The organism is Streptomyces sp. NBC_00273 (genome assembly GCF_036178145.1).
In the GTDB taxonomy this organism is placed as follows: domain Bacteria; phylum Actinomycetota; class Actinomycetes; order Streptomycetales; family Streptomycetaceae; genus Streptomyces.
In genome coordinates this window covers 5,112,068-5,133,591 of sequence record NZ_CP108067.1, presented here as the reverse complement: position 1 = coordinate 5,133,591, position 21,524 = coordinate 5,112,068, and the positions used below count along the sequence as shown (strand labels likewise).

Here is a 21,524-nt window from a genome sequence, read left to right as displayed (position 1 = left end):
CCACCAGGGAACTGATCAGGAAAGCGGCGGTGTTGATCGCTGCTCCTCGATGGAGAGCAGGCGCTCCGCGGCCCGGACAGCCTCGTAGTCCCGCTGGATCTGCTCGGCGTCGGGGTGGGCGAGGATCACGAACCCGAAGTTGAGGCTGTCGACCAGGTCCCGGGTGGCGGGGACCTGGTCGCCGTCGGCCAGGTTCTGGATCGAGAAGTGGTGGCTGGGCAGGTCGCGGACGACGTCGAGGGCGGCCGTGCCGCGGACGGTTCCGGAGCGGGGCGCGATGTGGAAGACGCACATCTGGTGGACGAGCAGCTCGTAGCCCTGCGGGAGCTCGCCCCCGGTCAGCCAGCGCACGGTCCGGTCGATCTGGCTGTCGCCGGTGGCGTTGCGGTTGAACCGCGGCTGGCCGCCGCCGTGCGGCCGGGCACCGAGCTCGATGAGCAGCGGTCCCTCCGCCGTGCCCATCACCTCGACGTGGGCCGAGCCGAAGCGCAGCCCCACCGCGTCCAGGACGCCGAAGACGTACTCCGTGAGGCCGGGCAGGGCCGGATCGTCCGGGGGGAGCCAGCGCATGGTGTCGTAGACGGCCATGTGCGGACCGTTGTCGACCTTGCGGTAGGCGCACACGTCGACCACGGCGTGCTTGCCGTCGTGGCTGAAGGTGTCGATCACGTATTCGGTGCCGGTGACGAACTTCTGGACCAGGAGCCGGTCGTCGACCTCGCCGAACTGGTTGACCCGGCCGAGCTGGCGCGCGAACACCGTCCGCCAGTCCTCCCCGCCGGTCAGTTTGATCACGCCGTCGGTGCTGGCGCTCTTGGGCGGCTTGACGACCAGGTCCGCCCCGGTCAGGCCCTCGCGCTCCAGCCAGGCCGCCACCTCGTCGGCGTCGGCGGTGCAGATCTGCGGGATGACCGGCAGGCCCGCCGCCGCGACCGCGGCCGCCATGCTGCTCTTGTCCCGCCGCGCCGCAGCGAGTTCGGGGACGTTGCACCGCTCGGGCGTCACGAGCGGGGCGAGCCGTTCGGCCAGTTCCACCCCGGACTCGCAGCCCGCCACGACGCAGCGCGGGTCCAGCGCCCGCAGCCGCTCCGCGACGGCCTCCAGGTCGCCCTCGTAGACGATGATCTCGGGGAAGTCCTGCGGCTGGTAGGAGGAGGCGTAGGCCTCCGGCGGCCGGGGGCCGGTGACCACCGCCACCACCGGGACGCCGTGGTCGGCCAGCGTCTGTGCGAACAACGCCCCCGAGGAGTACGGGTCGACGATCACGCAGGGGCCCTGCGGTGCGTCCGGGATCCGCTCAGCACTCGTCACGGCCGACCGCCTCTCCGGCTGCCAGGGTGGCCACGGCGTCGCAGTAGCGGGCGAAGAACGCCCCGGCCGGCTCGCTGATCCGGCGGGCGCGCACCGGGGCGTGCACCATCCCCTCCTCCATCACGTACGTCACCGGCGTGCCGTTCTGCCGCAGCCGGGCGGTGTACTTCTCGGCGTCCACGCGCAGCGAGTCCATCTCGCAGCCCACGACGTAGGCGGGCGGCAGGTCGTGGAAGGTGCCGGTGAGCAGCGGCGAGACGTAAGGGAGTTCCGCCTGCCCGGGCTCCGGGCAGTAGCAGGCGGTGTAGAACTCCATTTCCCCGCCGGAGAGCAGGGGAGCGTCCTCGCCGCCGTGCCGCCACCGGGTGAAGTCGAGCACCGGGCTGATCACCGCCTGGCCGCGCAGCCGGGGGCCGCCCCGGTCGCGGGCGATCATCGAGAGGACGACGGCCATGTTGGCGCCGGAACTCTCTCCGCAGAGCACCGCGCCCTCGGGGTCGATGCCGTCGAGCCCGAGGGCGGGCAGGTCGGCCAACGTGCCGCACAGTCCGGCGTAACAGTCCTCCAGCGGGCCGGGGTGCGGGTTCTCCGGGGCCATGCCGAAGTCGAGGGCGATCGCCACCAGGCCGGTGCGGTCGGCGAGTTCGGCGACCAGGCTGTGGTGGCTGTGGAGGGAGCCGATGACGAAGCCGCCGCCGCGTATGTAGAACAGCACGGCGTCGCCCGTGCGCCGGGCCGGCTCGTAGATGCGGATGCGGGCGGTGCGCCCGCCGTGGGTGACGCTCGCGTCCCGGTGGCTGACGCCTTCGGGCACGGGGATCGGGAGGACCTCGGTCAGCCCGTCGTACAGGGCGCGCTGTCGTTCGACGGGGTAGGTGTAGAAGTCCGGCGGCAGTGCGCCGTCGACCGTCTTCACGAAATTCTCGATGCCGTCTGCGTAGGCCATGGGCAGCTTCGCTCACTTCCGGATCACTGCGTGCCGGGCAACCGCGGCACGGGGGAGGGGGCTCAGGGTGTTTCGGCGGGCGTCGGCGCGGCCGCCGGCTCGGCGTCCGCGGGCCGCCGCTGCTCGCCGGCGGAGGGTTCGGCCATGCCGATCAGGGTGACGACGACGGCGACGGCGGTCAGCGCTCCGCACAGCCACCACACGGAGGCGGCCGAGGCCTGCCAGGCCGCGATGCCGATCACCGGGCCCACCGCGTAGCCGATCTGCATCGGGAAGGCGGAGGCCGCGATGTACCGGCCCCGCAGGTGCGCGGGGGCGACCTTGCCGGGCCAGGCGGAGGCGGTCGGGGTGCCGATCATCTCGCCGACCGTCCACACCACCGTCGCGATCACGAACACGGCCATGCCGGGACCGGCCACGTACAGGTTCATGCCGACGCCGACCAGACCGACGCCCAGTGCGACGGCGAACCGACCCGGGAGGTGCTGCACGTACTTGGTGAACAGCAGTTCCAGGCAGATGACCATGGCCGCGTTCAGCGAGAGCAGGGTGGAGTAGAAGGCCGGTCCGTGGCCGTCCGCCTTGAGCTGGAGCGGCAGCGCGGAGGTGTGCTGGATGTAGACGACGGCGTTGAGGAACAGCGCCAGGAGGAACAGCAGGTAGCGACGGTCGCGGAGCACGGCCAGGTACGACCGGCCGTCGGCCTGCGGATCCCGGGCGCCGGGACCGGTGCGCTGGCCGGACTTCACCAGGACCAGGGCGAAGAGGGCGAAGCCGACCGACGTCACCGCGTCGATGTAGAACATCAGGTCGTACGAGTAGCTGATGAGCAGGGCGCCGAGGAGCGGGCCCGCGGTGGTGCCGAGGTTGAACGCCATGCGGTAGACCGCGAACACCATCACGTGGTGTTCCTCTGGGGTGGACTCCACCAGCAGCGCCGAGGAGGCGGGCCGGTAGGCCTGGGCGGCGATGCCGATCACCGCGGCCACCGTGATTACCACCGGCAGGCTGTCGAGGTGGACCAGGCTGAGGGTGAGCAGGCCGGCGAGGGCCATGGAGCCGACGATGGTCCACGCGTAGCCGACCCGGTCCGAGATCGAGCCGCCCGCCAGGACGCCGACGACCGAGCCCACCCCGTACGCACCGAGGGCGAAGGCGGCCGCGGACGTGCTGAAGCCCTTGTCGGTCAGGTAGAGCACCAGGTAGATCTGGAGGAAATTGCCCAGCCGGTTGATCAGCATGCCGACCAGGACCAGCCAGATCGGTCCCGGGATCCCGCGCAGGGTCTGTACGACGGACGGCCGGGCGGCCTTGCGGCCCTCCGGAGAGTCGTGTCCGGTGTTCGTCACGGAGCGGGTACCTCCGCCGGGCGGGAGACGAGCTCCACGATCTCGGGGGCGCTCAGCAGGGCGGCGCGGGCCTGCTCGACCGAGTCGGCGAGGGCGATCACGCGGGCGTAGCGGGAGATGTAGCCGCGCGGCGGCAGGCGCAGCACCGCGCCGGGGCCCGCCATCGCGTCGGCGCTGTGGACACCGGCCGGGAAGCGGTCCTCGTGGACGGTCACGGCATCGATCTCGATGTCCTCGTCCGGGTACAGGAAGGCGATGGCCGCGGCCTTGCGGTGGCGCACCTCGGTGTCCGGACGGACCCCCGCGGCGGTGTCCGCCGCCGCCATCGCCACGTCGACACCGGTGGCCAGCTCCCCGAGGTAGGGGATCATGTCCCCGCCGAGGCGGGCGTTGACCTCCATCAGGCGCAGTCCGCCGGCGGTGATGCGGAATTCGGTGTGGCTGACGCCGGTGTGGAAGTCCAGCGCGGCGTGTGCGGACCGCAGCGCCTCCAGCAGCCCGGGATCGGTCAGGAGCGGGTCGGCCCCGTCGACCTCGTGCCCCGTCTCCTCGAAGAAGGGGGCCAGGCCGACCTGTTTGCGGGCGACGACGAGCGGCACGCACTCCCCGTCGAAGAAGACCGCGTCGACGCTGATCTCGGGGCCGTCGGCGAACTCCTCGACGAGCACCGACACGTCGAAGACGGGAACACCGGGGTAGGAGGCGCCGGAAGCCGCCCGGTAGGCGCTCTCCACGTCATCGGGGCCGTCGGCCTTGCGCACGCCCATCCCGCCGGCCAACCCGCGCGGCTTCAGCACGACGGGGAAGCCGATCTTCTCCGCCGCCGCCCGGGCCTCGGCCAGGGACCGTACGCCGATCGAGGCCGGCTGCGGCACCCGGGCCGTCTCCAGCGCGGCCCGGGTGGCGGCCTTGTCCCGGCAGGCGATGACGGACTCGGGGGAGTTGCCCGGCAGCCCGAGTGCCCGGGCCACGTGCGCGGCGGGGGTCACGAGCCCCTCGTCGTAGCAGAACACGCCGGCCACGGCGTGCTCGGCGGCCACCTGCCGGGCGGCTGCCGTCAGCGCCTTTGGGTCGGTGTTGTCCACGGTCGTGGAGCCCACGACGTACGGCTCTTCCCAGCTCACCGGAGCGGGCTGGAGGAGCCATAACGCGTAACGCGTGCTCACCGTCCGCAGAATGAACTCCCTGCTGCGCTGACCGCTGCTTCCGATCAGCAACAGAAGCGGCTTCTCGCCGTCCCACGCCATGGTCCACACTCCTCGTTCGTCGTGATGCCTTCGGCCGGTGCGCCGCCACCTGTAGAACACCGGGTCGGTGCAGGCCGTTGCACCCGGCGCCGGATGTCCGACGCCGGGTGCAACGGGATGGGATCAGACCGCCGCACCCGGGCGGGCGAGTTCGGCCGACAATGGCCGGTACTCACGGCTCGTGCCGCCGCAGACGCCGGCCGTGGCCGCGGCGGCGCGGGCGGGACGGTCGGGGAAGACCGCCGTGACCCGGCTGCCGGTCCGTACGGCCGGGATCTCGGCCCGCAGCCGCGCCGCGGACGTCTTGCGGTCGTGCCAGGGGCAGATGAGCCGGCCGGCGTCCGGCGTCACACCGGCCAGGTGGAGCGGACCGCCGCGGTGGGGGCACGAGGCGTTCATCACGAAGCCGCGGCCGCCGACCGTGGCGTACACGTAGGCCGTCCCGGCGACGACCACGCAGTTCTCCCGCCCCGCGACGGGGAAGCTCACTACAGGCATTTGCGGTAATCCCCCACCGAGTGGATCTCGTAGACGCACTCCTCGGACAGGATGTCGGCGCCGTGCAGCCGGTTGCGCCGGATGACGACCCCCTCTCCCGCCTCCAGCGTCAGCGAGGAGCCGAGCCCGCTCTCGAAGCGCATGGTGCCGGAGACGATGTGGCAGAGCTCGTCGCCCTCGTGGCAGTGCGTGTTCGACAGCTCGTTGAACGGCTCGACCAGGTGCGCCACCGGCACCTGGACCCGTCCCTCCTTGATCGCCTCGTAGACGGGACCGTGCAGCTTCTTGAGCTCCGGCTGGTCGTCCATCCAGGAGATCTGCGCGACGAAGTCCTTGTCGGCGACCTCCAGGAGCACCCGGTACTCCTCGATGCCGCGGACGATCTCGGGGATGATCCCCTCGCCGTGCGCCTCGATGAGCGGCGCGATGATCTTCTCGCGCGCCATGCGGCCGTGGTGCTGGTCGATGTGGACGTGCTCGGTGAAGTAGGTGGTGTCGACCGAATCGCCGAAGACGCCGTGCAGCAGGCGGTCGGCCCGCCGGCAGAAGTCGACCAGCGAGCTCTCCGTGTAGAACAGGGCGCCGACATAGCGGAAGAACAGTTCGTGGTTCTTGCCCAGGTAGTGGAAGTAGTTGTTCAGCAGCAGGCTGCTGTTGAGGTAGTACTGCCAGTACCGGTGGAGGTCGGACTTCAGGCCGACGGACTCCAGGGTCCGCTCGAAGAGGGTGCTGTGCTTGGTGTCGTGCACGCCGTAGCCGTACTCGTCGATGACGACCTTGAACCACTCGGACTGGACCGGCCCGTAGTAGCCGAGGACGTTGCGCATCATCGGCGACGCCTCGGACAGGAAGTCGGGGGCGAACTGCACCAGCCACATGCGGGCGGCGCGCGCGGGGTCGGTCGAGCCGGTGACGGCCGCTTCGATGGGTGACAGCTCCTCGCCGCCGCCCATGTCGAGCGAGTCGAGGTAGCTGTCCAGGCTCGCCCTGGTCCACTTTCCGGACGTCTCGACCTCGTCGTCGAGGAAACCGAAGGCGTACCGCTCCAGAGCCGGACGTATTCGCTCCCCGAGCGCCCGGTTGGCCGGGCTGTAGAACGCGCGGAAGTCCTCCTCCTTGCCCTCCAGGCCGGACTTGGGGAAGAACACCAGGTCCGCCTCGTAGACGGAGGTGAGCAGGCGCTGCACGGCCAGGCTCGTGTAGTCGAGGATGTTCTCCCGGCCCGGCACCTTGTCGAAGTCGAGGTGCGGCAGGATCTGGGGGCGCAGCTGGCGACGGTAGGGGTTGTCGTCGTTCTGCCAGTCCAGGTTGTCGAGGAAGATCGGGTTCGTGGCGTACTGCACGATCGCGTCGCGCAGTTCGGTGCCGCTGAGTTCGAACGGGACGTGCTGCGGTGCGTGACTCATTGCGTTCTCCTTGGTCCGGATGCGCAGGAGGTACGGCCGGCGGTACGGGGTGGGCCCGCCGGCGGGGTCGGTCAGACGTGCACGCCGAGGGAGAAGTCGCTCCACCGGAGCCGGAGCGGGACGCTCTCGCCGGCCTTCACCTGGACGGACTTCTCCAGCGGGACCCAGCCCTGCATCCAGTGCGACGTGGTGTTCTCCGGGGAGTTGGTCAGCGTGGTGCCGGCCGCCATGTCCAGCTCGAACCAGACGACCAGGGCGTGCGCTTCCCCGTCGGTGCTCGCGGTGAGGTCGACCTGGCGTTCGCCCGGCTCCAGGGGGTCCTCGGCCAGGTCGAACGAGACGACCGTGGTGGTCTCGGACAGGAACCGGTGGGGCCAGGTGCTCAGGCGCACCGGTAGGTGGCCCCGGGTTGAGAGCGTGTTCATCAGCGACACGTCGAAGCCGCCGGCCGTGGTGACCTGGTTGAGCCGCAGGATCTCCTCGCTGCTGACCAGCCGGCCGAGGATCCGGGCCGCGGAGGGGAACATGATCCCGCCGGGCTTCAGCAGATGCCGGCGCGCGTGCCGGATCGACGGCAGCAGCCCCTCGCCGATGAGCCCGCAGTCGACGATTTCCGAGACCAGTACGTCCACCGGGCCGTCGAGGTCACGGCCGATCTCCAGCGCGGTCGACGGCTTTCCGATCACCGTGATGACGTCGCTGAAGCCGTGGGCGTCGATCACCTGCCGGGCCACCTCCGCGAGCAGCGGGTTCATCTCGCAGGTGATGACGCGCGCCGCGCCCGCCCGGGCCGCCGCCATGGCGAGCAGCCCGCTCCCCGAGCCGATGTCCAGCACGGTCGCTCCCGACGGAACGCCACGGGCCAAGGCGCCGGCCAGGGCGTCGTTGCGCTCGGTGTCGTTCAGCATCGCGAAGTGCCAGCGGGGCACGGTTCTGCGGGCGATCCGGGTGAAGACCTCGGAATCGGTGGACGGACCGCCCGCCGGCGTCGTGAGCAGTGCGGACGCCTGCTCGGCTATGTCGTTCATCTCCTGCGCCAGCGATTGCAGGGACGCGGTGATGAGCCGGTGTTGAGAGCTGTTGAGCGACAGGCTCGGACCGTCGGGTCCGGGATCGTGCCCTGATGTCGCGACCTGTGCGCCCTGGACGTGCTGCATGTTCGCCACCGCTCCTCACGTTGGACCGCCCGATCAGCCGTGGTGCACGACGGCTCGTCAAGATCGGCGCTCCGTCGCAAGGCGACCGTACGGAAGCCCGGTGGGGCGGAACTCCAGCGGAACTCCAGCGCGAGCGGCGGTTCTCGCCGGGGGCGGGCGCGCCGTACGCGGCGCTGACCCGCGGGAACCGCGTGTTCCGCCGGTCCGCTGGAACGGGGCGGCAGAAACCGGGTCCTCGGACCGGAGGATTCCGCCGCCTTCGGGCATAGACGTTCCCCAGGACGATTCCTAGCGCGCGTCGTGGAAGATGACGCCCAGCACGTGGCGCTGCCCGCTGAGGACGGCGCTCACGCCGTGCCGCAACGTCACCCGGCTCCAGCCGCGCACCGAGCGCACCGGGCGGTGGTCGACCGTGAAGATCAGGCCCTGGCCCTGGGTCGGCCGCCTGACGAGCGGGCGGGACTGGGCGCGCGGGCGCTGTTCGACGAACACGCTCTCCCCGCCGGTGAAGTCCTCGTCCGGGCGGTCGAGCATGATCGCCACCTGGAGCGGGAAGGTCAGGTCGCCGTAGACGTCCTGGTGCAGGCAGTTGTAGCCGCCCCGCCCGTACCGGAGCAGGAGGGGGGTCGGGCGGTGCTGCCCGGCGGCCGCGCACGCCTCGACCAGTCCTTCGTGGTCGGGGGCGAAGGCCGGCTGCCCCAGACGCCGCGCCCACTCGTTGGCGATCAGGGCGAGCGGTGGGTACAGCCGCTCCCTGAGGTCCTGGACCAGTTCGGGCAGCGGGTAGGCGAAGTAGCGGTAGAGGCCCTCGCCGAAGCGGTGCCGCGCCATGGTCACGGTGCTGCGGAAGGCGGTGGGGTGGTCGAAGAGGTCCCGCAGCTGCGCACACTGCTCGGGCGACAGCAGCGGCGGGGTCACCGCCACCCCCTCGGCGTTCAGTTCCGCGGCCAGCCCCGTCCAGTCGAGGGTCCCTGGCGCGGGTGGGGCGAAGGCCGGGCCGGGCAGTTCGAGGCCGGGGAGCTGGGACGGCTCGTACGCGCTCACATGCTCTGCTTTCTGCAGCGGGGAGGGCGGATTCAGGCGGCCGGCGCGGTCGCGGCTTCGAGGGCGAGCAGATGGCGCTTGGCCTCCAGTCCTCCCGCGTAGCCGCTGAGACTGCCCGTGGAGCCGATGATCCGGTGGCAGGGCAGCACCACGCACAGCGGATTGGATCCCAGCGCCGTGCCGACGGCGCGCGCGGCGCCGGGCCGGTCCAGGGCCCGGGCGAGCTCCGCGTAGGTCGCGGTGCGCCCGTACGGGACGAACTCGGCCAGCATCAGGTTCGTGCGCCGGCTGAACGGGGTGGCGAGCCGCAGGTCCGTCGCGACGGTGAAGTCCCGGCGCGTACCGGCCAGGTACGCGTCGATCTGTTCCCGGGCCTCGTCCAGGACCTTCTGGCCCGGGGCGCCCGCCTCCCCCGGTCCGGCCGGGCGCAGTCCGGCCCGGCCGAGGCGCTCCGCGGCTCCTTCGGTGGTGCCGTAGCAGCACAGCACGAGCGCGTCGTCCGTCGCCGCCAGCACGAGCGGTCCCAAGGGCGTGGGATGGACCGCCACCGTGGCGCTGGCACCGCTGAGCGGACCGGGGGTCGACATGGCGGGACTCCTTCGTTCGTCATGGTCTTCGTTCGCCACGACCCGGCCCACCGCCAGGGCCGTGCGGCGACGGTAGAAACACCGTCGCCGCCGAAAGGGTTGCGCGGTCAGCGATCGCGCAGTTCCAGCGTGCAGCACTTGACGCTGCCGCCGGCCTTGAGCAGCTCGGAGAGCTCGACCCCGATCGGCTCGAAGCCGCGCGCCCGCAGCTTGGCGTGCAGGCCGGTGGCCGCGGCCGGCAGGAGCACGTGGCGGCCGTCGGAGAAGGCGTTGAGGCCGAAGACGGCCGCGTCCTCGGCGGTGGCCAGGATCGCCGTGGGGAACATGGCGCGCAGTACGGCCTGGCTGCCCTGGGAGAAGGCGGCCGGGTAGTACATGACCTCGTCCTCCGACAGCACGGAGAGCGCGGTGTCCAGGTGGTAGTACTCCGGGTTGACCAGCATCAGCGAGGTGACCGGGAGGCCGAAGAACTCCTGCGCCTCCAGGTGGGAGCGCGGGTCCGTACGGAAGCCGGCACCGGCCAGCAGGCGGCGGCCGACGGTGAGGATGTCGCCCTCGCCCTCGTTGACGAACTCGGGCCACAGCGTGTCCGTGTAGCCGCGGCCCTCCAGCCACCGCAGGTACGCGGGCCCCTCGGCGGTGCGCTCCGCGTGCCGGAACCGGGCCCCGTAGACCTTGCCGTCGACGACGGTGGCGCCGTTGGCCGCGAACACCATGTCGGGCAGGCCCTCGATGGGGTCTATCTCCTCGACCACGTGGCCGAGTTCGAGGTACAGGTCGCGCAGGCCCTCCCACTGGCTGACGGCGAGCGCGTTGTCCGTGGCGTGCTGCGGGTTCATCCACGGGTTGATCGAGTACGTGACGTCGTAGTGCCGGGGCCGGCACATCAGCAGACGTCGGCGCGTGGCGACCCGTGTGGGGCTCTCGGAACGGTAGAGCGCGCCGGCAGGGGTGATGGGCTCGGTGAGCGGCACGAGGGCTCCTTCTCATGGGGTTTCGATGGAAGCCCGGCTGCCCGAGGGATGGTTCGGCCAGCCGGATGCGTGTGACGCAACTGATCACGAGAACCCATGGAAATGGCACTCGGAGTTGACCGGAAGTAGTCGGGAACACCGGCCAATCAACCCGCCCGCGAGGGCCGTCGCCGAGTTGATTGTCCGTGGCCGAGACGGCTTCCGGGCAATCTGCCGCTGCCATGGAATGTGGTCATCACCCGGGAGGCAACGCAAGGACGCGAACCGTCCTGCCTGACCGTACGAACCTGTCCACCTGTTCCATCTGGAGGTACTTCCATGGCGCATCGCAATGTCGAACTGCTCGCAGTCGGCGCAGGCCCGGCGAACCTGGCGCTGGCGGTCGCCGTCGAGGAGCTCGCACCCGAGCTGGCCGGTGACACCCTGCTGATCGAGCGCGAGCAGGACATCGTGTGGCAGCGGGGCATGCTGCTGCCCGACGCGCTCAGCCAGGTGTCCTTCCTCAAGGACCTGGTCACCATGCGCAATCCGTGCAGCAGATTCTCCTTCGTCAATTTCCTTCACTCGCAGGCGCGTCTCGACGCCTTCGTCAACCTGGCGAGTTTCGTCCCTTACCGCAGCGAGATATCCGAGTACCTGCAATGGGTCGCCAATGAACTGGAGACGGTGCAGGTCGAATACGGCCGCGAATGCGCCGGCGTCGAGGCGGTGACGGGAGACGACGGCGAGGTCGCCGGCTGGCTGGTCACCCTTGCCAACGGCGACACCATCGGCTGCCGCTACCTCGTGATCGGTGCGGGCCGTGACGCCCACGTCCCCGCCGTGTTCGACGGTCTGCCCGCCGAGCGCGTCATCCACAGCACCCAGTACACGCAGCGCATCGCCGGGGTGCGGGCCGACCTGCCGCACCGCGTCGCGGTGATCGGCGGCGCGCAGAGCGCGGCCGAGCTGTTCGGCGCCGCGCTGCGGGACCTGCCCGAGTGCAAGCCGACGATGATCATGCGCTCCATCGGTCTGAACGGCTACGAGAGCAGCAAGTTCACCAACGAGCTCTACTACACGTCCTTCATCGACGAGTTCTACGGCTCCTCGCCCGAGGCCCGCCAGCAGCTCCTCGGCGAGATGTACCGCTCCAACTACGGCGGTCTCTCCCCCGCCACCCTGGACGGCCTGTACCGGCAGTTCTACCAGGACCGCCGCTCCGGCCAGGAACGCCTGGGCATGCACGCCATGACGGACGTGACCGGTGCCCGCATGGACGGCGACGAGGTCGTCCTGACCCTCGTCGACCGCAAGTCGGGCGCCGAGCGGGAGATGCGCACGGACCTGGTGCTCCTGGGCACCGGCTTCGTCCGCGAGATGCCGTGGGCGGTCAAGGCCCTCGCGGAGTCGATCGGTGTCGAGGAGATCAACGTCAGCCGCAACTACCGGCTCGACCTCGGCCGCCCCGCGACCGCCGCCTGCTACCTGCAGGGCGTCAACGAGGCCACCCACGGCATCGCCGACTCGCTGCTCAGCGTGCTCGCGGGCCGCTCCGCCGAGATCACCGAGGACATCCTGGCGCACCGCCGGACCCGTTCCGTGGAGATCCCGGACGTGCGGGAGCTCGCTCTCGCCGGCGCGGTCTGAGACCCGCGCACCCCACACGCGCCGTACCCGCCTGACGAGGAGAGACCGAAGCACATGCTCACCCAGCCACTCGACCGCGAAGGACTGACGCACGAGAACGGCCTCGACGCGCAGCGGCTGCTGCCCTGGCCCGAGCTCAACGCCCCGTTCGAAGGGTCCTGGTGCGTGATCCGCCCCGGCACCGCATCGACCGCACACGCCCACCACGAGTACGAGATCTTCATCGCCGTCGCCGGCACCGCCGTCCTGGAGTCGCAGGGCGTCCGCAAGCCCTTCACGACCGGGGACATCGTCCACTTCACCCCCGGCTCCGACCACCGGGTGATCAACGAGTCCGACGCGGACTTCGAGATGTACAGCGTCTGGTGGGACCTCGACATGACCCAGCGGTTCGCAGCCCGCCACGAAGGAGTCCAGGCATGACACGCCGTACGGTCATCATCGCGCCGCCGCCCACCCCGAACGGGGACCTGCACACCGGACACCTGGCGGGCCCGTACCTGGCGGGCGACGTGTACGCACGCTACCTGCGGGCCTCGGACCGGCCGGTGATCTTCACCAGCGGTACCGACGACAGCCAGACCTACGTGGTGGCCAGCGCCGCCCGCGCCGGTCTGACCCCGGAGGAGCTGGCCCTGCGCTCCGCCACCCAGATCCGCGCCACCCTGGAGGCGGCCGGCGTCTCCGTCGACGGCTTCGCCCCCTTCGACAAGGGCTACCGCCAGACCGTCATCGACTTCGTCACCGACCTCCACAGCGAGGGGGCCTTCCGGCTCAAGACGGTGCTGCTGCCGTACGTCGAGGCCACCGGCGAGTACCTGATGGAGGGTCTGGTCGCCGGCGACTGCCCGGTGTGCCTCGTGGAGAGCCGCGGCGGACTGTGCGAGTCCTGTGGACACCCCAACAACTTCGACGAACTGCTGCGCCCCCGCTCCACCGTCGACCCGGACGCCGTGGTCACCCACCGCGAGGCGCAGATCCTCGTGCTTCCGATGGAGGAGTACCGCGACCGGCTCGCCGACTACTACGTCCGGCACCGGGACGTGCTGCGCCCGCACACCGCGCAGCTCGTCCGGGAGGCGCTGGACCGCCCGCTGCCGGACTTCCCGATCACCTACCCCACCGCATGGGGCATCCCGGCGCCGTTCACCGAGACGCCGGGCCAGGTCCTCAACGCCTGGGCCGAGGGCATGGCCGCCTCGATGTACTGCACCTGGTACGCGGCCGAGCAGCTCGGTGAGCACACCGACCGCTTCGACGAGCACTGGCTGTCCGAGCACGGCATCGACCTCGTGTACTTCCTCGGATTCGACAACGTCTACTTCTGGGGCATGACGCACCTGGCCCTGCTGATGGCGCACGGCGACCGGTACGTCGAGCCGCACGCCATCGTGTCGAACGAGTTCTACGAGCTGGAGAACCAGAAGTTCTCCACGAGCAAGGGCCACGTGGTCTGGGCCGCCGATCTGGTGGCCGAGGTACCGCGCGACCTGGTGCGCTTCTACCTGGCGCTCACCGCGCCGGAGCACTCCCGGACGAACTTCAGCCGTGAGGCGCTGGACAGCCTGTCGAGCTCCCGGCTGGTCGATCCGTGGAACCACCTCGCGGGTCGGTTGGAGCAGCTACTCGCGGGGGTTCCGGCGGACGCGCTGCTGCCGGTCTCCGAGACCGGTGCGCAGGAGGCGGGGATCGTCGTCGAGCGGTTCCGCTCCCACTACGAACTGGAGAGCTTCAGCCTCCACCGGGCCGCGGACCTGATCGTCGTGCACCTCGACCGGCTGCTGAAGCAGGCGGACCGGGTGGCCCCGGGCATCCCGAGCGACCTCGGCGACCTGGTCCTCGCCGTCCGGACGCTGACCGCGTGCGCCGCGCCGCTGCTCGTCGACCTCGCGGCCCGTGCCGAGCGGGCCGGCGCCGATCTGAGCCTGCCGGCCGGTGCCTTCCCGACCGACCCCGTCGCTCCGCTGCGACTCCCCCTCCTGTCGACCGCGGCCCTGGCCTTCGCGCCCGTGGCCGAGCCGGCCGACATCCGAGCCTGACCTCCGAGGAGCACTGTGTCCACCATCGCCCCGCCCCGTCCCAATCGGGCAGAACGACTGCTCATCCCCGCGACCTTCATCACCAACCTGGGCAACGGCATCCAGCTCACCGCCGCCTCCTACCTGGTCTTCACCGAGTCCAACACCATGCTCGCGGTCAGCTGGCTGATGATCGCCGTCACCATCCCGCAGGTGGCGCTGTCCCTCTTCTTCGGCAAGCTCGCCGACCGCTTCGACCGCCGCACCCTGGCGATGATCTCCGACCTGGCCAGCGCGGCCGCCGCGATCGCCCTGCCGGTCTGGCTGGCCCTCGGCGGCAACCCCTCGACCGTCAGCTACGTCGCCAGCTTCGTCCTGTCGATCTCCGCAGCCCTCTTCTTCCCGGCCAGCAACGCCCTGATCAAGGAGCGCATCCCGGAGTCCCGGCTCGCCCAGTTCAACGGCAACGCCGAGATCGCCATCCAGGCCGGCACGCTCGCCTCGGCGGCCCTCGGCGGCTGGGTGATCGTCTGGGTCGGCACCACGTCGCTCTTCTACTTCAACGCGATCACGTTCTTGCTCTCCGCCGCCCTGCTGTTCTTCATCGGCCGCCGTCCGGCCGGCGCCGGCACCAGCGCCCCGGAGGCCGCGGCCAAGGCCGCTGCTGCCGCCAAGGCAGCCAAGGACGGCTCCCGCCCGCCGCTGGCCCGTCTCGCGCTGCTCTACATCATCGGCAACATCGTCATCATCGTCGGCAACAGCATCATGCTGGTCCTGGTCATCGACGGCTTCAAGTCCAACGCCGGCTACCTCGGCATCGTCGACGCCCTGTTCGGCATCGGCGCGCTGTTCGCGGCCTGGGCCTTCAAGAAGATCAACTCCAAGGCCACGGTGCTGAAGACGGCCCTGATCGGCTACCTCGCCTTCGCGGTGCTGCTGTCCCTGGAGTCCGTCCACCTCTACGCGATGATGGCCGTCATCCCGTTCGCCGCCATCGCCTTCTGCGTGGCCCGCATCTCGGCCCGCACCGCCCTGATGAGCGCGGCGCCCGAGGAGAAGACGGGATTCGTCTTCGGCGCCACCAACGCCTTCGGCCTCGCGGCCGGCACCACCGCCGTCGTCCTGATCTCGCTCCTGGTCGACTCCACCAACGTGAAGAACGGCTTCTACGCCCTCTCCGCCCTGGTCGTCGTCATCGCCTCCCTCACCATCCTCTCGCTGCGCAAGCACGACCGTGAGGTCGCCGCCGCCGAGGCCGCCGAGGCCGCTGCCGCCGCCGAGATCGTGTCCGAGCCCGCCGCCGAGACCGTGTCCGAGGCCGCCGCCGAAGCCGCCGAGCCCGTCCCGGCCAAGGTCTGAGGGGAGGAGCACAGATGAAGCTGCTCGCCATCGAGGCCAGCCAGAACGCCACCTACTACGTCTCGCGCTACCAGCAGATCGAGGCCCTCGGGGCCGAGGTGCACGTACTCAACGGCATGGGCACCGAGGACTTCTGGCCCGCCGAGCGCTACCGGATAGCCGGCTCCAAGCAGATCGAGGACATCGTCACCGCCGCCAAGGTCTGGCACGCGGAGGAGGAGTTCGAGGGGGTCCTGACCTTCTCGGAGTCCGGGGTCGTCACGGTGGCGGTCGTCGCCGAAGCGCTCGGACTGCCGAGCATCGGCTTCGAAGCCGCCCGGACCAGCCGCAACAAGCTGCTGATGCGCCAGGCCCACGAGCGCGGCAGCGCCGCGCACCCCGGCTTCCGCTACGCCCCCGACGTCGAGGCCGCCCTGGCGGCCGGTGAGGACCTCGGCTACCCGCTGATCCTCAAGCCCACCCTGGGTGCCGCCAGCAACTTCGTGTTCAAGGTCGACGACCCCGAGGAGATGCGGGCCCGCTTCGCGGACGCCACCTCGGGCATCGAGACCATGACCTGGGCGCTGATGGAGGCCGACGGACTGGACCTCGGCCCGAACGGGATCATCGTCGAGGGCTACCTCGACGGCCACGAACACCTCATCGAGGCGCTGGCCTGGGACGACGAGGTGTACCTCGGCTCGATCGTGGACCGGATCACCGTCGAGAGCGGGACCTTCGACGACGACGTCCACCACGCCCCGAGCTCCCTGACCCCCGAGCAGATCGCCGCGGTCCACGAGGTGGTCCGGGACGCGGCGCACGCCCAGGGACTGCGCCGGTCGGTGCTGCACGCCGAGGTGAGGTTCCACCAGGGCAAGCCCTTCATCCTGGAGATAGCGATCCGTCCCGGCGGCGGCGGTCTCGACCACATGGCGCGGATCAGCGCCGGCCACGACCCCATCCGGTGCGTGTCCGACGTGGCGCGCGGCATCCGGCCCGACGTCTCGCACTACGCGCCGACCGGTGTGCACACCGCCGCGATGTGCCTGATCAGCGGCGCGGGAACGGTCGAGTCCATCGAGGTGCCGACCGAGGTCGCCGAAGACCCCGCGCTGTTCTTCCTCAAGATCACGGCCACGGCGGGGACCGTCATCAAGCGCCCGCCGGCGGGCAACAACATCCTCGGTTTCATCGGCGCCACCGGCACCTCCCTGACGGAGGCGCTGACCACCGCGCACGTCGCGGCCGGCCGCATCCGCACCGAGATGAGGCCGGAGCATGGCTGAGACCCCGCGGCGCACGGCGACCCGGCGGCACTACCTGATGTGCCGGCCGACCCACTTCGAGGTGACCTACGCGATCAACCCGTGGATGAACCCCGAGAAGCCCATGGACGCCGCACTGGCGCTCGCCCAGTGGGAGCGGATCCGGGACCTCTACCTCGAGTTCGGGCACGAGGTCTCCTCCATCGACCCGGTGCCGGGCCTGCCGGACATGGTGTTCTCCGCCAACGGAGCCACCGTGGTCGACGGCAAGGTGCTGATCGCGAAGTTCCGCCACCAGGAGCGGGCGGCCGAGGCCGACGCCCACCGGGCCTGGTTCGAGGCCCGTGGCTACACCGACATCCGCATCCCGCAGTACGTCAACGAGGGCGAGGGCGACTTCGCCCCCGCCGGCCGGCGGATCCTGGCCGGCGCGGGATTCCGCAGCGACCCCGGCGCGCACGAGGAGCTCGCCGAGTTCTTCGGCCTGCCGGTGGTCGGCCTGACCCTGACCGACCCCCGCTTCTACCACCTGGACACCGCGCTGTTCGTCCTCGACGAGGACCTGGTGGCGTACTACCCCGCCGCCTTCTCCGAAGAGAGCCAGGAGGTGCTGCGGGAGCTGTACCCGGACGCGATCCTCGCCACCCGTGAAGACGCCGACGCCTTCGGCCTGAACGCGGTGAGCGACGGACTGAACGTGGTGGTGACGGAGACCGCCACGCACCTGATCGACGAGCTGCGCGAGCGCGGCTTCGCGGTGCACGCAGTGGACATGTCCGAACTGCTGAAGGCCGGTGGCGCGGTCAAATGCATCACTCAGGAGATACGACGCCCGTGATCGATTACGACGGCAGAAGTTTCCGCAACACCGGATACCCGGCGGGCGAGGACGCACCCGTCGGCCACTACCGCCAGGACGGCGACCTGCTCTGGGCCGACTTCGACGGGGGCGAGGTCCGCAGGGGCTCGCTCAACGGGCGCGTGGAGCCCGACGGGAACCTCGAATTCGCCTACACGATGGTCCTCGCGAACGGCGAGGTGGTCGCAGGACGGTGCTGGAGCACCCCCGAATTCCTGGACGACGGACGGATCCGGCTCAACGAGCGCTGGGAGCGCTACGGAGCCCACTCGGACAGCGGTGAATCCGCACTGGAGGAGGTAAGGACATGACCCCGCCCACCACCCCGCTCCGCGGGGGCAGCGTGACCTGGGCCTGCACCAGCGGCTTCAGCCCGGTCTTCATCTTCCCCTTCACCCCGGGCGAGTACTACGGGGTGGCCAACCTGCACGAGTTCCAGACCCTGATGTACCGGCCGCTGTACTGGTACGGCACCGGCGGCCAGCCGACCGTCGACTACGAGCGCAGCCTCGCCGAGCCGCCCGTGTGGAGCGAGGACGGCCGCACGGCGACGATCACGATCAAGCCCTACGCCTGGTCGAACGGCGAGGGCGTCAACGCCGACAACGTGATGCTGTGGATGCACCTCCTGGAGGCCGAGAAGGACAGCTTCGGCGGGTACACGCCGGGCTTCTTCCCCGACAACCTGACCGGCTACGAGAAGGTCGCCGAGGACAAGGTCAGCTTCACCTTCGACCGTGCCTACTCGCACAACTGGGTGCTGATGAACCAGTTCAGCACCATCACCCCGCTGCCGAAGGCCTGGGACCGCACCGCCGACGACCGGCCGGCCGACGCCACCCACGACCCGGCGCAGGCCTCCGCGGTCTACGCCTACCTGCGGGCCTGCAACGACGAGCGCAAGAGCTGGGACACCAGCCCCGTCTGGAGCGTGGTCAACGGACCCTGGAAGCTGAGCAGTTACACGATCGACGGTGTCTCGGGCGAGGCCGTCCTGGTGCCGAACGAGACCTATTCCGGCCCCAACAAGCCCTACCTGGACGAGTTCCGGCTGGTGCCCACCGGCTCGGACACCGAGCAGTACGAGATGCTCCGCCGCGGCCCCGGCGCCCAGGACGGCGTGCAGATCGGCTTCCTGCCCTTCGACGAGGTCGCCGAGCCGGCCGACGACCCGCTGGTCGGCGGGCCCAACCCGCTCGGCGAGCACTACGACCTCGTCCCCCAACTCACTTACAAAATCCATTACTTCCCGATCAACTTCAACAACCCCACCGTTTCCGGAAAGATCTTCAAGCAGCTCTACTTCCGCCAGGCCCTGCAGTCCTGCCTCGATTCCCGGGGCGCCATCCGCGACGTCTACAAGGGCTACGGCTACCCGACCACCGGGCCCATCCCGGCCCTGCCCGACAGCCCGCTGCTCTCGCCCGCCGCGCACGAAGACCCGTACCCCTTCGACGTCGATGCGGCCCGCGCCTTCCTGACCGAGAACGGCTGGGACACCAGCACCACCCCGGCGCTCTGCATCCGCGAGGGCACCGGAGCGGGAGAGGCGGGCGAGGGCATCCCGGCCGGCACCCCGCTGCGGTTCTCGATGCGGTACGCCCAGGGGCACGAGACGCTGACCGCGGTCATGCGAAAGTTCGCCGCCGACGCCGCCGGGGCGGGCATCGAGATCGTGCTGACCGAGGTCGAGGCGAGCGTCCTGGTCCTGGAGGACACCACCTGCACCCCGGGCCCCGACAGCCCCTGCCTGTGGGAGTTCAGCGACTGGAACGGCGGCTGGGGCTACGGACCCGGCTTCTACCCGACCGGTGAGGCGCTCTACTCGACCGGCTCCTCGGTGAACTTCGGCAGCTACAGCGACCCGACGGCGGACGAGCTGATCGCCCGCACCGTGGTCAGCGACGACCTCGAGGACCTCTACGCCTACCAGGACTACATCGCGCAGCAGGTCCCGGTCATCTGGATGCCCAACTTCCCCTTCCGCCTGCTGGAAGTGGCCAACGACCTGAAGGGCGTGGCTCCGATCAACCCCTTCGGACTGATCAACCCCGAGGACTGGCACTACGTCGGCGAGGTGCTCTGATGTACCAGCGACTGATCGGCCTCCTCGACAGCAATCAGGCCCGCTACCGGCTGATCGACCACGTGGCCGAGGGCCGGACCGACCTGGCGAGCGTCCTGCGCGGCCACCCGCTGGAGCAAGCCGCCAAGTGCATCGTCGTCCGCGTGAGCATCACCAAGCGGGTCGGCAAGTACGTGCTCGCGGTGGTTCCCGGTGACCGGCAGGTCGACCTGGAGGCGGTCGGCGCACTGTTCGGCGGCGGGCGGACGGCGTTCGCCACGCCCGAGATCGCCGAACGCCTGGCCGGCAGCGTCTGCGGCACGGTGATGCCGCTCAGCTTCCACCCCGATCTGCACCTCGTCGTCGACGAGGGCCTGATCCTCACCGAAGAGATCTATTTCAACGCGGCCCGCCTGGACCGTTCCGTGGCCCTGTCCACCCCCGACTACCTGGCCATCGCCCAGCCGCAGCTCGCGGCGATCGCGACGGCCGGCGACCGGGTCCTGACCCACTCCGCGAGGTGACGAAGATGACGGATGACGCCAAGACGACCGAAGACGGCGTGGTGATCCTGGTCGGCAGCGGACAGCGCGCCTACCGCGAGTACCTGCTCGCCGGCGCCGCCCGGCGCCGCCCGATCTGGATCCTGGACGCGGTGGACCCCACCTGGCAGGAGGGTCACGTACTCGGCTCCACCACGGTGGAACTGCTCGACCGGGAACGCCTCGTGCCCGATACGGAAGGGCTGATCAGGGCCGCCGAGGCGGTGGCCGCCGAGCACCGCGTGGTCGGCGTGTTCAGCTACGACGAGACGCTCGTGGTGACGTGCGCCCTGATAGCCGAGCGGCTCGGACTGCCGGGCCTGACCTCCCGCGGCGCCGACAACTGCCGCAACAAGCACCGCACCCGGCAGCTGCTGACCGCCGCCGGACTGCCCCAACCGCACTTCGCCTACGTGACCGACGCCGGGGCGGCCCTCGCCACGGCCGACTCCTTCGGTTACCCGGTCGTCCTCAAGCCCCGCGGCATGGGCGCGAGCATCGGCGTCATCCGGGTCGACGGCCCGGAAGGGGTGCGGGCGGCCTTCGAGGTCGCCGACGCCGCCAGCCGCGGCGGGAACAGCGACTACGAGGGCGGGGTGCTGGTCGAGGAGTGCGTCATGGGCCCCGAGATCAGCATCGACGGAGTGGTCTTCGACGGTGCCTGGACCCCGCTCTTCCTCGCGCACAAGGAAGTGGGCCTCGCGCCCTACTTCGAGGAGACCGGCCACGTGGTCAGCGCCACCGACCCGCTGCTCGCCGACGAGGAACTGCTCGGCGTCCTCCGGGACGCCCACCGGGAACTGGGCATCGGCTACGGGATCACGCACACGGAGGTGAAGCTCACCACCCGCGGCCCGGTGATCATCGAGGTGAACGCCCGCCTCGGCGGCGACCTCATCCCCTACCTCGGCAGCCTCGCCACCGGCGTGGAGCCCGGGGAGCTGGCCGCGGACGTGGCCGCCGGCGTCCGCCCCGAGTGGACCCCGACCGAGTCCCGCACCGTAGGGATCCGCTTCCTGTACCCGCCGGAGAACGGCACGGTCCGCTCGGTCGACGTACCGGCCCCCTCGGACGTACCGGGGCTGCTGGAGACGAACGTGATGGTGGCGCCCGGGGTGACGCTGCTGCTGCCGCCCGAGGGCTACCTCAGCCGCTACGCCAACCTGATCTGCGCCGGAGACGACTTCCTGAGCTGCGAGGAGTCCCTCGCCAAGGCGGCCGCACTGACCACGATCGTCCTCGACAGCTGATCCGTCGGCCCAACGAAAACTGAAGGGAGGTGTGTG

Annotated in this window: 20 protein-coding genes; 10 read left to right on the top strand and 10 right to left on the bottom strand. The window is 70.4% G+C overall.

Annotation, left to right across the window (positions count from 1 at the left end; translation table 11 throughout):
- Positions 1–15: 15 nt before the first annotated feature.
- The 10 genes from OG386_RS22505 to ddaH (OG386_RS22460) all read right to left on the bottom strand — a co-directional run bounded on the left by OG386_RS22505 (position 16) and on the right by ddaH (OG386_RS22460) (position 10,519).
- Entirely contained in the window at positions 16–1,311 is a 1,296-nt protein-coding gene (locus tag OG386_RS22505) for an ATP-grasp domain-containing protein (RefSeq protein ID WP_328789640.1), read from the bottom strand.
- The gene (locus OG386_RS22500) at positions 1,298–2,257 is read right to left on the bottom strand and encodes an alpha/beta hydrolase (RefSeq protein ID WP_328789639.1); all 960 of its coding nucleotides are present in this window, start codon (positions 2,255–2,257) and stop codon (positions 1,298–1,300) included. The genes OG386_RS22505 and OG386_RS22500 overlap by 14 nt, the downstream gene beginning before the upstream one ends.
- A 62-nt stretch (positions 2,258–2,319) precedes the next feature.
- Positions 2,320–3,606: an MDR family MFS transporter gene (locus OG386_RS22495; protein ID WP_328789638.1), complete on the bottom strand. Its 1,287-nt coding sequence runs from the start codon at positions 3,604–3,606 to the stop codon at positions 2,320–2,322.
- A complete protein-coding gene (locus OG386_RS22490; protein WP_328789637.1) occupies positions 3,603–4,853 on the bottom strand; it encodes an ATP-grasp domain-containing protein in 1,251 nt (416 codons plus the stop codon). Before OG386_RS22490 ends, OG386_RS22495 begins: the two co-directional genes overlap by 4 nt.
- Positions 4,854–4,976: 123 nt before the next feature.
- On the bottom strand, positions 4,977–5,351 hold the full coding sequence (locus tag OG386_RS22485; RefSeq protein WP_328789636.1) for a Rieske 2Fe-2S domain-containing protein: 375 nt from the start codon (positions 5,349–5,351) through the stop codon (positions 4,977–4,979).
- Positions 5,342–6,757, bottom strand: a complete 1,416-nt coding sequence (locus tag OG386_RS22480; RefSeq protein WP_328789635.1) for an iron-containing redox enzyme family protein — start codon at positions 6,755–6,757, stop codon at positions 5,342–5,344. Before OG386_RS22480 ends, OG386_RS22485 begins: the two co-directional genes overlap by 10 nt.
- Before the next feature lie 71 nt (positions 6,758–6,828).
- Positions 6,829–7,914: a 50S ribosomal protein L11 methyltransferase gene (locus OG386_RS22475; RefSeq protein ID WP_328793316.1), complete on the bottom strand. Its 1,086-nt coding sequence runs from the start codon at positions 7,912–7,914 to the stop codon at positions 6,829–6,831.
- Between the two features lie 288 nt (positions 7,915–8,202).
- Entirely contained in the window at positions 8,203–8,958 is a 756-nt protein-coding gene (locus OG386_RS22470; protein WP_328789634.1) for a 2OG-Fe(II) oxygenase, read from the bottom strand.
- 32 nt (positions 8,959–8,990) lie between these two features.
- On the bottom strand, positions 8,991–9,545 hold the full coding sequence (locus OG386_RS22465; RefSeq protein WP_328789633.1) for a methylated-DNA--[protein]-cysteine S-methyltransferase: 555 nt from the start codon (positions 9,543–9,545) through the stop codon (positions 8,991–8,993).
- Positions 9,546–9,652: 107 nt separating this feature from the next.
- Positions 9,653–10,519: a dimethylargininase gene (gene ddaH, locus OG386_RS22460; RefSeq protein ID WP_384834473.1), complete on the bottom strand. Its 867-nt coding sequence runs from the start codon at positions 10,517–10,519 to the stop codon at positions 9,653–9,655.
- A 318-nt stretch (positions 10,520–10,837) separates the two neighbouring features.
- Between ddaH (OG386_RS22460) and OG386_RS22455 the strand changes: the two genes are divergently transcribed.
- Genes OG386_RS22455 through OG386_RS22410 form a run of 10 tightly spaced genes read left to right on the top strand, consistent with a single transcriptional unit; the run spans position 10,838 to position 21,488 of the window.
- Positions 10,838–12,148, top strand: coding sequence for a SidA/IucD/PvdA family monooxygenase (locus OG386_RS22455; protein WP_328789632.1), 1,311 nt, complete (start codon positions 10,838–10,840; stop codon positions 12,146–12,148).
- Positions 12,149–12,202: 54 nt separating this feature from the next.
- Positions 12,203–12,571, top strand: a complete 369-nt coding sequence (locus tag OG386_RS22450; RefSeq protein ID WP_328789631.1) for a cupin domain-containing protein — start codon at positions 12,203–12,205, stop codon at positions 12,569–12,571.
- Positions 12,568–14,187 (top strand): class I tRNA ligase family protein, encoded by a 1,620-nt coding sequence (locus tag OG386_RS22445; protein ID WP_328789630.1) that lies wholly within the window; start codon positions 12,568–12,570, stop codon positions 14,185–14,187. Before OG386_RS22450 ends, OG386_RS22445 begins: the two co-directional genes overlap by 4 nt.
- A 15-nt stretch (positions 14,188–14,202) precedes the next feature.
- On the top strand, positions 14,203–15,525 hold the full coding sequence (locus OG386_RS22440) for an MFS transporter (protein WP_328789629.1): 1,323 nt from the start codon (positions 14,203–14,205) through the stop codon (positions 15,523–15,525).
- A 14-nt stretch (positions 15,526–15,539) separates the two neighbouring features.
- Positions 15,540–16,793 (top strand): ATP-grasp domain-containing protein, encoded by a 1,254-nt coding sequence (locus OG386_RS22435; RefSeq protein WP_328789628.1) that lies wholly within the window; start codon positions 15,540–15,542, stop codon positions 16,791–16,793.
- The gene (gene ddaH / locus OG386_RS22430) at positions 16,786–17,610 is read left to right on the top strand and encodes a dimethylargininase (protein ID WP_328789627.1); all 825 of its coding nucleotides are present in this window, start codon (positions 16,786–16,788) and stop codon (positions 17,608–17,610) included. Before OG386_RS22435 ends, ddaH (OG386_RS22430) begins: the two co-directional genes overlap by 8 nt.
- Positions 17,607–17,942: a hypothetical protein gene (locus tag OG386_RS22425; RefSeq protein WP_327384315.1), complete on the top strand. Its 336-nt coding sequence runs from the start codon at positions 17,607–17,609 to the stop codon at positions 17,940–17,942. The genes ddaH (OG386_RS22430) and OG386_RS22425 overlap by 4 nt, the downstream gene beginning before the upstream one ends.
- On the top strand, positions 17,939–19,717 hold the full coding sequence (locus tag OG386_RS22420; RefSeq protein WP_328789626.1) for an ABC transporter substrate-binding protein: 1,779 nt from the start codon (positions 17,939–17,941) through the stop codon (positions 19,715–19,717). Before OG386_RS22425 ends, OG386_RS22420 begins: the two co-directional genes overlap by 4 nt.
- Positions 19,717–20,220 (top strand): YbaK/EbsC family protein, encoded by a 504-nt coding sequence (locus OG386_RS22415; protein ID WP_189738080.1) that lies wholly within the window; start codon positions 19,717–19,719, stop codon positions 20,218–20,220. The genes OG386_RS22420 and OG386_RS22415 overlap by 1 nt, the downstream gene beginning before the upstream one ends.
- A 5-nt stretch (positions 20,221–20,225) precedes the next feature.
- Positions 20,226–21,488 (top strand): ATP-grasp domain-containing protein, encoded by a 1,263-nt coding sequence (locus OG386_RS22410; RefSeq protein ID WP_328789625.1) that lies wholly within the window; start codon positions 20,226–20,228, stop codon positions 21,486–21,488.
- Positions 21,489–21,524: the final 36 nt, after the last annotated feature.